General features: G+C 66.8%; 10 protein-coding genes and 1 tRNA gene. 6 read left to right on the top strand and 5 right to left on the bottom strand.

The window, feature by feature from the left end; translation table 11 throughout:
- Positions 1–53: 53 nt before the first annotated feature.
- The 4 genes from AC1DNE_RS08940 to AC1DNE_RS08925 all read right to left on the bottom strand — a co-directional run bounded on the left by AC1DNE_RS08940 (position 54) and on the right by AC1DNE_RS08925 (position 2,302).
- Positions 54–482 (bottom strand): Hsp20 family protein, encoded by a 429-nt coding sequence (locus AC1DNE_RS08940; RefSeq protein ID WP_441468796.1) that lies wholly within the window; start codon positions 480–482, stop codon positions 54–56.
- A 185-nt stretch (positions 483–667) separates the two neighbouring features.
- Positions 668–744, bottom strand: a tRNA-His gene (locus tag AC1DNE_RS08935).
- Between the two features lie 151 nt (positions 745–895).
- Positions 896–1,813 carry a phasin family protein gene (locus AC1DNE_RS08930; RefSeq protein ID WP_441468797.1) on the bottom strand — a complete coding sequence of 306 codons (918 nt, stop codon included), beginning with the start codon at positions 1,811–1,813 and terminating at the stop codon, positions 896–898.
- Between the two features lie 93 nt (positions 1,814–1,906).
- Positions 1,907–2,302 carry a phasin gene (locus tag AC1DNE_RS08925; RefSeq protein WP_441468798.1) on the bottom strand — a complete coding sequence of 132 codons (396 nt, stop codon included), beginning with the start codon at positions 2,300–2,302 and terminating at the stop codon, positions 1,907–1,909.
- Positions 2,303–2,524: 222 nt separating this feature from the next.
- Here AC1DNE_RS08925 and AC1DNE_RS08920 point away from each other — a divergent pair, with 222 nt between their 5' ends.
- Positions 2,525–5,482: an ATP-binding protein gene (locus tag AC1DNE_RS08920; protein ID WP_476803804.1), complete on the top strand. Its 2,958-nt coding sequence runs from the start codon at positions 2,525–2,527 to the stop codon at positions 5,480–5,482.
- Between the two features lie 133 nt (positions 5,483–5,615).
- Here the strand turns inward: AC1DNE_RS08920 and mgtE are convergent, their stop codons facing one another.
- Complete coding sequence (gene mgtE, locus AC1DNE_RS08915) at positions 5,616–6,983, bottom strand: magnesium transporter (protein WP_441468800.1); 1,368 nt, start codon at positions 6,981–6,983, stop codon at positions 5,616–5,618.
- 336 nt (positions 6,984–7,319) lie between these two features.
- Between mgtE and AC1DNE_RS08910 the strand changes: the two genes are divergently transcribed.
- The 5 genes from AC1DNE_RS08910 to AC1DNE_RS08890 all read left to right on the top strand — a co-directional run bounded on the left by AC1DNE_RS08910 (position 7,320) and on the right by AC1DNE_RS08890 (position 12,127).
- A complete protein-coding gene (locus AC1DNE_RS08910) occupies positions 7,320–7,982 on the top strand; it encodes a glutathione S-transferase family protein (RefSeq protein WP_476809103.1) in 663 nt (220 codons plus the stop codon).
- Between the two features lie 72 nt (positions 7,983–8,054).
- Positions 8,055–8,981, top strand: coding sequence for a DMT family transporter (locus tag AC1DNE_RS08905; RefSeq protein WP_441468802.1), 927 nt, complete (start codon positions 8,055–8,057; stop codon positions 8,979–8,981).
- 126 nt (positions 8,982–9,107) lie between these two features.
- Positions 9,108–10,094, top strand: coding sequence for a LysR family transcriptional regulator (locus AC1DNE_RS08900; protein WP_441468803.1), 987 nt, complete (start codon positions 9,108–9,110; stop codon positions 10,092–10,094).
- Positions 10,094–10,612 carry a tripartite tricarboxylate transporter TctB family protein gene (locus AC1DNE_RS08895; RefSeq protein WP_441468804.1) on the top strand — a complete coding sequence of 173 codons (519 nt, stop codon included), beginning with the start codon at positions 10,094–10,096 and terminating at the stop codon, positions 10,610–10,612. Before AC1DNE_RS08900 ends, AC1DNE_RS08895 begins: the two co-directional genes overlap by 1 nt.
- A gap of 3 nt (positions 10,613–10,615) precedes the next feature.
- A complete protein-coding gene (locus AC1DNE_RS08890) occupies positions 10,616–12,127 on the top strand; it encodes a tripartite tricarboxylate transporter permease (RefSeq protein ID WP_441468805.1) in 1,512 nt (503 codons plus the stop codon).
- Positions 12,128–12,138 lie beyond the last annotated feature (11 nt).

The following is a 12,138-nucleotide window of genomic DNA, read 5'->3' as shown; positions in this document are numbered from 1 at the left end:
ACAGATGCGAAAACCGCGGCCGCATCCTTCGAAGCTGGACGGTGACCCGTCCTCTACTTTCGGCTCATGATATCGATACGCCGGATGAGCCGTTCCGGTTCCGGCCTGACGAGATCAATCGCAAGCAAGCCGTTCGACAGATCGGCGCCGAGAACCTGCATGCCGTCGGCCAGCAGGAAGCTCCGCTGGAACTGACGGGCGGCGATGCCGCGGTGCAGGAATTGCCGATTCTTGTCGTCGCCCTGGCGGCCCCGGATCGTCAGCTGGTTCTCCTCCAGCGTGATCTCGAGCTGCTCGCGCGAGAAGCCCGCCACAGCCAGCGTGATGCGCAGACAATCGGGCTCGTCCTCCGTTCGGGGCAGCCGCTCGATATTGTAGGGCGGGTAACCCTCGCTCGCGCCCTTGGCCACGCGATCGAGCGCACGCTCGATATCGTCGAAGCCGAGCAGGAACGGGTGTGACAGGCTAGGCGTACGCGTCATCTCTTCCAGGCCCTCGAAAGGCGCCTCACAAACATCGGGACCCGCCGCCGGCAGCATCCCGCGGGCGAAAGGCGAACCCTTTCGCTTGCGCAGGATATGGCGAAGCCATGGCCGCGCTTCAAGAGGACCGCGGATTCGGCCGCAGCCGACCGCGCCGCATGACGATGAGGGAAAAACTTGAAGGATGGTACAGCCACCCCGGCTTGAACGGGGGACCTCTAGATCCACAATCTAGCGCTCTAACCAACTGAGCTATGGCTGCCCGTACCCGGGGCGTGGAACCCGGCCGCCGCAGCGGGGATCACCAGCGGCGCGGACCCTAGAGCCGGCGTGCCGCTTTTGCAACCGCGGAATTCGATTTCCACCGCAGGAATTTCGGCGCACCCACAAGCGCGCCGATCCTGTCCCCGCACCTAGTCCTTGCGCAGCGCCGTATTGGCGACGCGCGCGAGCTCCTTCAGGTGCTCCGCATAGGATTCGTAGCTGCGGCGAACCGCCTTGGCCTGAAGCGTGATGGCCTCCGAGGCGCTGTTGCTGCGCGCCAGCTTCTGCGCATCCTGCAACGTCGCCTCAAGCTCGGCGCAGGCATGGTCGAGCATGTGGGCCTGCAGAGCGCCGAAGGCCCGCGCCATCGTCAGCGCCTGGCTCATGATGGTCGAAGACGCGACGGTTGCAGCCTCGGGCGGACGCGGCAGCGAATCGAGCGAAACCGGCTGGATCAGCTTGGCTGCCACGGGCGCGGAGACCGGATCGGCCGGCTTGACGACCGGAGTAGACGGCGCGGCTTCGGCCGACCGTGCGGGTTCCCGAGCCGGCTTCAACGCGGCCGGCGCGGCGTTGACGCGCGGGGCGGTCTCTTGCGAGGCAGCCTTCGGAGCAACGGAAGCTTTGGCTACTGCGGTCTTCAGCGGCGCCCCAAGGGCCGTGGCTGGAATTTTGGACGCAACGATCTTCGCGGGCGGCTGTTGGGCAGGAGCCGCCTTCACCACAGCCGGGGATGCCGGCGCCATATCGGCCGGATTCGGCTTGGCCGCAGCAACCGTATCGTTCCGCACCGGCGCCGGAATGGCGGATGAAACCGGCTTTTCGGTCACCAACGGCTTCTGGGCAACCGGAGGAGCGGCTGCGGTCGGCAAAGCAGGCTTCGCAGCGGTCTCGGCGGCGAAAGTGACTTGAGGGGGCACCGCAGGGCTGGCCGCGGGGCGGGCCTCGGCACTCGTCGACGGCGGCGTTGCAGCTTGCGGCTCGGCGGATACGGACGGCAGCGCCCTCACCGGAGGCAGGCTGACCGGGACCTTGGACTTCGTCCTGGTGGGAGCAGGCTTGACCATGACGGCTCTCCTTCAGCGGCAAACAGCGGAGACCGGGCGCAAGGCCCGGCCCGATAGGACGATGCCGGCGCGTCGCGCGCCGGCAGTGAGGTTTCAGCGGCCCTTCGTGGCCTTGCTGACGGTCTCGGCAGCCTTGGCCGCAGCTTCCTGCGCGGCAGCGCCGACATCCTTGAGCTGGTCCTGGAGCGCCGCCATCTGCGACTTAAGGAACTCCGACTGATGCTGCATGACCTCGGTGAGATCCTTGGACTTCACCAGCTTCTGGGCGAAGTCGAAGGCGGCGGCGACATTGTTCTCTGCATAGGCGATGGCCTTGCGGGTCGCATCATGGGTGTTGGCGCGGGCGCTCTCGGCGGAGCCATGGGCGCTGTCCACAGCCTTCTGAGCCGCGCCAATGAAACCGTCGAAGGCCTTGCGAGCCTGCTCGACACTACGCTCGGCGAATTCGCGCATCTCGGTCGGCACTTCATAAGGCAGTTTGCCGTTCATGGGATCCTCCTGTCGTCCTACAGCCAATCCTACGTCATTGTGCACTGCAATATCATTGTTGCACCGCAATGACAACAACGTGACAGTTGCGACACCGCGCATGTTAACGCTGTTTCGAGGAGAAGCGGGAGAGCGATCTTTGGTTCCATGGATTCGCCGCCGTTTGGGAGCTATTAAGCATTCATTAGGTATAACAGGCGCGGATCGAACGAGCGGGCAGGCATGAGCGAATCCGGAGAGGACTGGACGCGACGGGGCGTGGCGGCGGCTGAAGACGCCGCCCTTGCGTCCTTTGCCGCGGGCGGCGCCCTGCTGCTCTGGGACGCGGCCGTCGGGCGCCCCGGCTTCGCGAACGACGCCGGCTGGTCACTGCTCGGCGGCAAGGCGGCCGATGCCATTCCGAATCAGGCGCGGCAGCGGCTCGATGCGCTCGCCGGCGGCCTTGCCTCCGCGGCCGGTATCCGCCTCGAACGATTGCGCCTGACGTCCGGCTTCGCAGCCATCCCCGTCACCTGCGGCTGCAAGCTCCTGCCCTGCCCGGACGGACAGACTGTCCTGGCGATCGCCATCCCCGGTGCCGAGCTGCGCCGCCTTGGCATCACGATACCTCCGAAGGCTGAGCCGACGCCGGCCATACCGGCGACGGCCACGCCGTCGGCGCAGACCGATTCGCCCACCTCGCCGCGGCCGTCGACGATCCGCTTCCTCTGGCAGAGCGACGGCGAGACCCGGCTGACCAAGCTGTCCGACCAGATCGCCGCCCTGACGGGCGCCGACGCAGCAGCCAGGCTGATCGGCCAGCGCTGGCACGATCTCCTCGGCTCCACCATTCTCGACCGTGACGGCGGACTGATCGAGCGGCTCGGCACCGCCACGACCTGGAGCGGCCACAACCTGCTCTGGCAGACAGATACGCCCGGTGAAGGCGCACGCGTCGAGCTGTCGGGCGTGCCGATCCTCGATGCGGCGCGCGCGCTCGCCGGCTTCCGCGGCTTCGGCATCGCCCGATTGAACGAGCGCGAACCGTTCCCTGCGTCCGGTGTCGCGCCTGAACAGGCCGCGGCGGACGCGCCTGTTGCGCCAGCGGAAGCCACCCTAGCGGACGAGGACGCGAATCAGCAGGAAGAAGCTGCCAAGGCGACGCATGCCATTGCCGACGTAGAGGCGGGATGGTCGCAAGCCGACGAGGCAGACGAGCCGTCAGAGGAGCGCGCGGCAGAGCGCGAAGTGGCGCCTGAAGCGGAAAACCTCCCTGACGAGAGCGGCGAGTTTCCGCTCTCGGAGCTGGGAGGGCGCGACGAACCCGAAGCGTCCCCCGCAGATCAACCGGAAGACGAGCAGGCTGCTCCGCGGACGAAGGCGCCCTCCGACAACATCGTTCCATTGCGCAACGGCGGCACGCTGACGACGCTGCGCCCTCTTCTCGAGCCGTCGAAGCCGCATCTGAGCTCGGCCGAGCGCAATGCCTTCCGCGAGATCGCCAAGGCGCTCGGTGCGCGCCTGGCCGGCGACGAAGAGCCCAGCGGCCCGCGCCTGCCGCCGGTAGCGCCGCTCCAGGTCAAGGAACAGGAAGAGGCCGCCGCCGTCGCTGAGAAGCCGGCAGCGGAGGCCGAAACGGTCACGGCCCCGGCGCGGCAGCGGAACTCCCATGCCGACGTGCTCGACCGGCTGCCCATCGCGGTCCTGGTCAACCGCGGCGACGAGGCGCTCTATGCCAACCGCACCCTGCTCGCGCTGCTTGATTTCGCCGACCTCGCCGACCTGAAGGCCGGCGGCAATGTCAGCCGGCTGATCAAGGAGGCGTCGCGGGCCGATGGCGGCGCGATGACGCTGATCGACCGCCTCGGTCATCTGGTCAGTGTCGATGCCGTGCTCTCCAGCGTGAGCTGGCAGGACGAGCCGGCAACGCTGATGGCCTTCCGCCATCCGAACGGCGGCGGTGGCGAAGTACCAGTGCTGACGCCGGAAGAGGCGGAGGAAGCCGAACTCGCTGCGGAATTCGCGGCCGAGGAGGCGGAATCGGCCGCCCGCGTGGAAGCGCTCAGGCTCGACGCCGAAGCGCGCGACGGCCGCATCGCCGAGCTCACCGCCATGCTCGACACGGCGACCGACGGCGTCGTTACCGTCGACGATCGCGGGCGCATCCTGTCGCTCAACAAGGCTGCCGAAGCGCTGTTCGGCTACGACCAGCGCGAGGTCACCGGCGAGCTGTTCACGCTGCTCTTCGCCAGCGAGAGCCATGCGCCAGCACTCGATTACCTCGAGGGGCTCAAGGGCGGCGGCGTCGCCTCGGTGCTGAACGACGGGCGCGAGGTCCAGGGCCGGGTGCGCCAGGGCGGCAAGATCCCGCTGTTCATGACCATGGGCCAGATCGCGCATGGCACCGAGCCGCGCTTCTGCGCGGTGCTGCGCGACATCACCGCCTGGAAGAAGACCGAGGGCGAGCTCGTCGATGCCCGCAAGGCAGCCGAGATGGCGAGTGCGCAGAAATCGGATGTGCTCGCCAAGATCAGCCACGAGATCCGCACGCCGCTCAACGCCATCATCGGCTTCGCCGAGGTGATGGCCGAGGAGCGCTTCGGACCCATCGCCAATGAGCGCTACAAGGAATATCTGCGCGACATCCATCAGTCGGGCGGCTACGTCATCAGCCTCGTCAACGACCTGCTCGACCTCGCCAAGATCGAGGCCGGCAAGCTTGATCTCGACTTCGTCAGCGTCAACCTGAACGAGATCGCGCTGTCGACCGTGGCGCTGCTGCAGCCCGAGGCACAGCGCGGGCGCGTCGTACTGCGCTCCGGCCTGTCGCCGAAGCTGCCGCCGGTGGTCGCCGACGAGCGCTCGATCCGCCAGATCGCGATCAACCTGCTGTCGAACGCGGTGAAGTTCACCGATGCCGGCGGGCAGGTCATCATCTCGACCGCGCTCGGCGATCAGGGCGAGGCGATCCTGCGGGTGCGCGACACCGGCATCGGCATGGATGACGACGAGCTGAAGCTCGCGCTCGAGCCCTTCCGGCAGGTGCCGACGACGCGCCGCGCCGGCGGCACCGGCCTCGGCCTGCCGCTGACCAAGGCGCTGGTCGAAGCCAACCGCGCCGCGATGTCGATCACCAGCGTCAAGAAGGAAGGTACGCTGGTCGAGATCACCTTCCCGCCGCAGCGCGTTCTGGCCAGCTGATCTTACGTTTCAAACGCTCGTCATGCTCGGGCTCGCCCCGAGCATCTCGTGACCGGTAGGTGCAGGAACCTCTTCCTACCTGAGATTCTCGGGTCGAAGCTGCGCTCCGCCCGAGAATGACGGGCCTCTTCGGTTAGAGCAGCGTCCCGGTCAGGATCGCCGCAGCGACACCGAAGTAGATGATCAGACCGGTGACATCGACCAGCGTGGCTACGAAAGGTGCCGAGGCGCTGGCGGGATCGAAACCGAGCCGCTTCAGCGCGAAGGGCAGCATCGAGCCGGCGAGCGAGCCGAAGGTGACGATACCGACCAGCGCGCCGCCCACCGTCGCGGCGACAAGCATCCAGTGCGGTCCGTAGTCGTAGAGACCGAGCCACTGCCACACCATGATCCGAACCACGCCGATCACGCCGAGAATGGCGCCGAGCGTGAGGCCGGTCGGCAATTCGCGCAGTGCGATCCGCCACCAATCTTTCAGCGTGACCTCGCGCAGCGCCAGCGCCCGGATGATCAGCGAGGTCGCCTGCGAACCGGAATTGCCGCCCGAGCTCATGATCAGCGGGATGAACAGCGTCAGCACGATCGCCTTTTCGAGCTCGCCCTCGAAGTATTGCATGACCGAGGCGGTCAGCATCTCGCCGACCAGCAGGATCGAGAGCCAACCGGCGCGCTTGCGGATCATCGAGAGGAAGCCGATCTCGTTGTACGGCTCGTCGAGCGCCTCCATGCCGCCGAGCTTCTGCACGTCCTCCGTCGTCTCGGCGATCATGGCGTCGATCACGTCGTCGAAGGTGACGATGCCGATGATGTGCTCGTCGGCGTCGACGACGGGAACGGAGAGCAGGTCGTATTTCGTGATGAGCCGCGCCACATCCTCGCGATCGACCTCGGGGGCAACGGTGATCGGCTTGTGCGCCGGAACGACCGACTCGACCGGCGCCTCGGGATCGCCGGCGATCAGGCGCCGCAGCGAGACGGCGCGGACCAGCTTGCGCGTCACGGAATCGAGCACGTAGATCGCATAGACCGTCTCGCGCGAGCGCTCGACGCGGCGGATATGGTCGAGCGTCTGCTGCACCGACCAGTTGTTCGGCACGCTCACGAACTCGGTCGTCATGATCGAGCCGGCGCTGTGCTCGGGATAGGCCAGCAGCTTCTTGAGATCGGAGCGGGTCTGGCGGTCGATGCGGCCGCTCAAGCGCTGACGTGTCTCCTCGTCGAACTCCTGGAAGACGTCGGCCGCGCGGTCCGCCGACATGGCCGACAGCAGCGCGCCGGCGCGCCCATCCGGCAGCAGCGCCAGCGCCTCGGCGGCAGCGGTGAACTCGGGCTGATCGAGCACCTCGACGGCACGGTCGAAAGGCAGCTCCGCCAGGACATGGGCGATCGTCGCCTCGTCCTGTTCGTTCAGCGTCTCGACGATGTCGGCGACGTGCTCTTGCGCCAGCGTCTGGGCCAGCGTCACGGCGAGGAGGTCCGTCGTGGCGACAGTATCATTCATGGCTCTGTTCCTTGCGATCGGGCCGTCATGGCCGGATCGCAGGCGAGCCGGACAACCCGGTCAGGCGCGCGAGGCGGCGGCAGACGGCTTCGACTGTCGGCTGGGACTGTCGCTGGGCATCGGGTTGAGGTTTCCTGTGAGCAGCCGGCCACGCGGGCCGGGAGCAGGAGGGCCAATGCACCCGCAAAGCGCCCGCGTCAAACGGTTTTTTGCATGCGGCAATCGGGGGCTTCCGCATTGGCGCAGCGCGATCCCGCGCCTAATGTCGCAGCGACGGAATCGGCGCCTTCGCCGGCTCAAGTCGCCAGCTCGCCATCTCTCACCGGAATCCCGCCGATGTCCCTGACGATCTACGGTTGCTATCGTTCGCGCGCCACGCGCGTCATCTGGCTCGCCAACGAGCTCGGTCTGCCGTTCACGCACGTGCCGGTTATCCAGGCCTATCGCGTGCCGGATCAGAACGCACCCGGCGTGCCGCTGCATACCCGCAGCGCCGAGTTCCTGAAGATCAACCCGAATGGCCACATCCCCAGCATCGACGATGACGGCTTCAAGCTGCACGAATCGCTGGCCATCAACCTCTATCTCGCGCGCAAGCATGGCGGGCCCCTGGCACCGCAGAACGCGCAGGAGGAAGGCCTCGCGGTGATGTGGTCGCTCTGGGCGGCGACGGAGTGCGAGACCCACGCGCTCAACCTGCAGTTCCACCTCGCCGCCTATCCGCCGGAGAAGCGCAAGCCGGAGCTGGTCGAGGCGGCGCTTACAGCCCTGCCCGGCCCCTTTGCGGTGCTCGACAAGACGCTGGCCGAGGGCAACGGCTATGTGATGGGCGGCCGCTTCACCGTCGCCGACATCAACGTCGCCGAGATCATCCGATATGCGAAGCCCGCGACGCAGCTCTTCGACGCCGCTCCGCGGGTCAAGGCCTGGCTCGATGCCTGTCAGGCGCGGCCGGCCTTCCAGGCGATGTGGCAGGCGCGCGACGCCGAAGCCGCCTGAAACAGAAAACGGGTGGAGAACGAGCCGGGGCGAGCCTATCGCTCCGGCTCGTTCCTTTTCAGCAGGCTCGCCATGTCCTCCTCCCCCACTTCGCAGCCTGCCATGGATCTCAGCGACTGGCTGCTGCTCCTGCTGCTCTCGGTGCTGTGGGGAGGCGCCTTCTTCTTCGGCAAGATCGCCGTCGCCGAATGGCCGCCGCTGGCCGTCGTCCTCGCGCGCGTCGGCATGGCCGCAGCGGCGCTGCTCGTTGTCGTCAGGCTGTCGGGGTTGTCCATGCGCGTCGGCAGTCGGATGTGGCTCGCTTTCTTCGGCATGGGTCTGCTCAACAACCTGATCCCGTTCGGACTGATCTTCTGGGGCCAGACACAGATCGCCAGCGGCCTCGCCTCGATCCTCAATGCCACGACCCCGCTCTTCGGCGTGGTCGTCGCCCATCTCTTCAGCCAGGACGAGAAGGCGACGGGGCTCAGGTTCGCCGGGGTCGGCGCCGGCATCGTCGGCGTTGCGATCCTGATGGGCCCTGATGCCGTCGGCGGCCTGTCGGGAGCGCTTCTGCCGCAACTCGCCTGCCTCGCGGCCGCCCTGTCCTATGCTTTCGCAGGCCTTTTCGGCCGGCGCTTCCGCGGCCTGCCGCCCCTCGTCACGGCGGCCGGGCAGGTCAGTGCCACGACGCTGATGGCCATCCCGCTCGTGCTTGCCTTCGACCCGCCCTGGCAGCTGCCTACCCCAAGCACCCGGGTCGTGCTCTCGCTTGTCGGACTCGCACTGCTTTCGACAGCTCTCGCCTATGTCATCTTCTTCCGGATCATGCGCCGCGCCGGCGGCACCAACGTCATGCTGGTGACGTTCCTGATCCCGGTCAGTGCGATTCTGCTCGGTTCGCTTTTCCTCGGCGAGGCACTGCAGCCGCGGCATTTCCTGGGGATGGCCGCTATCTTCGCCGGGCTTGCCCTGATCGATGGAAGGCTGTTTCGGAAGGCACGGACACGGCCGGCATGAGCCGAAGAGTTTATTGCCAAAAAATTATGAATTGCAGTAGGGTCGACTTGTCGGCTGGAGGCGCTAAGGGCACGTGCCACTGACAGAGATATCGCGGGAAGCGATACTGGGGAACAGGGGACGGCCATGGACGTGCGGCAACTGCGATGTTTCATCGCGGTGGCAGAGGAGCTGCATTTTGGCCGCGCGGCCGAGCGGCTCGGCGTCGCGCCTCCCGCCCTGTCACGCCAGATCAGCGCGCTCGAAGACGAGCTCGGCGTCAGCCTGCTGACGCGTACCACCCGCCAGGTCGCGATGACCCGCGCCGGGTTGATCATGCTCGAGGAAGCCAAAAGCATTCTCGTCAAGATGGAGCATGCATCCCGGGCCGTGCGCGAGGCCTCTCTTGCCTCGGGCAAGGTGCTGCGCGTCGGGGCGATCGACGCAGCCTCGTCCAGCTTCGTCCCTGAAGCGCTGGTAGCCTTCCGCGCCCGCTTCCCCGGCATCGAGATCAAGTTCGTCGAAGCGATGACGGCTGCGCTGGTGCAAATGCTCGAGTCCGGCAAGCTCGACCTCGCGCTCACCCGCCCGCCGCGCAAGCCGACGGACTGCGCCTTCGAGATCCTGCGAGTGGAGCGCCCGCTCGTAGTGCTCAACGAGGCCCATCCACTCGCCGCCCGCGAGCACCTGACGATGCTCGATCTCGTCGGCGAGCCCTTCGTCGTGCCGTCCAAGCGCATCCGCCCCTACGCCTACGATCTCGTCATGGCCTATTTCGAGAGCGTCGGCGCGGTGCCCAACGTCACCATCGAGGCAACCGAGAAGCCGGCGATGATGTCCGCAGTCGCGGCCGGGCTCGGCATGGCGCTGGCGCCGGACTGGGTCTCGCGCCTCTCCTTCCCCGGGGTGACGATGCGGCGGCTACGCGGCGCGCTGCTCGACCCGCCACCGCCAGGCGCGCTGGTCGGCGTGGCCTGGCGTCCCCAGCAGAAACTGCCGGCGCGCGACGATTTCCTGGCGATCCTGCGCGAAAGCGTGACCTTGCTCGACGAGCGCCACAGCGTTCCCCTCTCCCCTTCCCCCAAAACGCAGAAACGGACCGCCCGCCCCGGGTCGCCAGTCGGAGGAGCCTGATGAGTCTCAATCAGATAGAACGGGCGCAGGGTTTGCGCATACGATCGACGCAGGATCTGGCCGGCGGCCTGTTCATGGTGGTGCTGGCGATCGGCGCCTACATCTTCTCCTGGGATCTTCCGGTTGGAACGCTGCGCCAGCTCGGCCCGGGCATGCTGCCGAAGGCCTTCGCGGTGATCTGCGGTGCGCTCGGCATCATGCTCGCGCTCGCCTCGCTGCGCTACAACGGCGAGAGCCTCTCGGGCTGGTCTTGGAAGGGCATCTTCTTCGCACTCGGCGGCGCCTGCCTGTTCGCGCTGACCATCCGCGGCTTCGAATTCGGCCCGATCCAGGTCCCGGCGCTCGGCCTGCTCGTCGCCGGGCCGCTGCTCATCTTCATCTCCGGGCTGGCCGCGGATGACCGCAAGCTCAAGGAACTGCTGATCTTCGCGATCGCGATGTCGGCGGCCTGCATTCTTCTCTTCAAATACGCGCTGAGCCTGCCGATCCCGCTCGCGCCCTGGCTCCTGGGTATCTGAGCGATGATGGAGACGATCTCCCACCTTGCACTTGGCTTCGGCGTCGCGCTCACGCTCAAGAACATCGCGCTTTGCTTCGTCGGCTGCCTTGTCGGCACGCTGATCGGCGTGCTGCCCGGCGTCGGCCCGATCGCGACGATCTCGATCCTCCTGCCGATCACTTTCGGCCTCGACCCGACCGGTGCGCTGATCATGCTGGCCGGCATCTACTACGGCGCCCAGTATGGCGGCTCGACCACCGCGATCCTGGTCAACATCCCCGGCGAGGCAACCTCGGTCGTCACCACGCTCGACGGCCACCAGATGGCCAAGCAAGGGCGTGCGGGCGTGGCGCTGGGCACGGCCGCGATCGGCTCCTTCGTCGCCGGCTGCGTCGCCACCGTCATCATTGCGGCACTCGGTGCGCCGCTCACCAAGATGGCGCTGCTGTTCGGCCCCGCCGAGTATTTCTCGCTGATGGTGATGGGCCTGTGCTTCGCAGTGGTGCTGGCGCGCGGCTCGATCCTCAAGGCCTTCTGCATGATCATGCTGGGGCTGCTGTTCTCGACCGTCGGCACGGATCTCGAAACGGGTCAGGAACGGCTCACCTTCGGCATTCCCGCGCTTGCGGACGGCATCGACTTCTCGGTTCTGGCGATGGGTGTGTTCGGATTCGCCGAGGTGCTGCGCAACCTCGAGAGCCCGGAAGCCCGCGACGTGGTGAAGGGCAAGATCGGCCGGCTGCTGCCCGGTTGGGAGGACATCAAGCAGTCGGCAGCGCCGGTGCTGCGCGGCACCTTCATCGGCAGCATCCTCGGCATCCTGCCCGGCAACGGCGCGGTGCTCGGCCCCTTCGCCAGCTACACCATCGAGAAGAAGATCGCCAAGGACCCGTCGCGCTTCGGCAAGGGCGCTATCGAGGGCGTGGCAGGACCTGAATCCGCCAACAACGCCGGCGCCCAGACCGCCTTCATTCCGCTGCTGACGCTCGGTATCCCGCCGAACGCGGTGATGGCGCTGATGGTCGGCGCGATGACCATCCACGGCATCATTCCCGGCCCGCAGGTGATGACCCGCAACCCGGACCTGTTCTGGGGCATGATCGCCTCGATGTGGATCGGCAACCTGATGCTGCTCATCATCAACCTGCCGCTCGTCGGCATGTGGGTGAAGCTGCTCCAGGTGCCCTACCGACTGATGTTCCCGGCGATCCTGATCTTCTGCTGCATCGGCATCTACTCGGTGAACAACCAGCCGCTCGACGTCGCCTTCACGGCACTGTTCGGCCTGTTCGGCTACCTTCTGATCAAGCTCGGCTTCGAGCCGGCGCCGATGCTGCTCGGCTTCGTGCTCGGCAAGCTGATGGAGGAGAAGCTCCGGCAGGCGCTGATCATCTCGCGTGGCTCGTTCTACACCTTCATCGACTATCAGAACCGGCCGATCTCGCTCGGCCTGCTGATCGTCGCCGTCCTCGTGCTCGCGATCGCCCTGCTGCCCTCGATCTCGAAGAAGCGCGACGAAGTCTTCACCGAATGACGGGGTTGCCG

The sequence above is a fragment of the Allobosea sp. 05L423 genome (assembly GCF_056397745.1).
The sequence above is the reverse complement of the archived record's forward strand: the minus strand, read 5'-3'. Positions and strand labels throughout refer to the sequence as shown.

Coding starts and splice junctions, on each gene's coding strand:
- AC1DNE_RS08900 (WP_441468803.1), top strand. CDS start 9,108: ATGGACGTGCGGCAACTGCGATGTTTCATCGCGGTGGCAGAGGAGCTG.
- AC1DNE_RS08920 (WP_476803804.1), top strand. CDS start 2,525: ATGAGCGAATCCGGAGAGGACTGGACGCGACGGGGCGTGGCGGCGGCT.
- AC1DNE_RS08940 (WP_441468796.1), bottom strand. CDS start 482: ATGACGCGTACGCCTAGCCTGTCACACCCGTTCCTGCTCGGCTTCGAC.
- AC1DNE_RS08925 (WP_441468798.1), bottom strand. CDS start 2,302: ATGAACGGCAAACTGCCTTATGAAGTGCCGACCGAGATGCGCGAATTC.
- AC1DNE_RS08895 (WP_441468804.1), top strand. CDS start 10,094: ATGAGTCTCAATCAGATAGAACGGGCGCAGGGTTTGCGCATACGATCG.
- AC1DNE_RS08905 (WP_441468802.1), top strand. CDS start 8,055: ATGTCCTCCTCCCCCACTTCGCAGCCTGCCATGGATCTCAGCGACTGG.
- mgtE (WP_441468800.1), bottom strand. CDS start 6,983: ATGAATGATACTGTCGCCACGACGGACCTCCTCGCCGTGACGCTGGCC.
- AC1DNE_RS08930 (WP_441468797.1), bottom strand. CDS start 1,813: ATGGTCAAGCCTGCTCCCACCAGGACGAAGTCCAAGGTCCCGGTCAGC.
- AC1DNE_RS08890 (WP_441468805.1), top strand. CDS start 10,616: ATGATGGAGACGATCTCCCACCTTGCACTTGGCTTCGGCGTCGCGCTC.
- AC1DNE_RS08910 (WP_476809103.1), top strand. CDS start 7,320: ATGTCCCTGACGATCTACGGTTGCTATCGTTCGCGCGCCACGCGCGTC.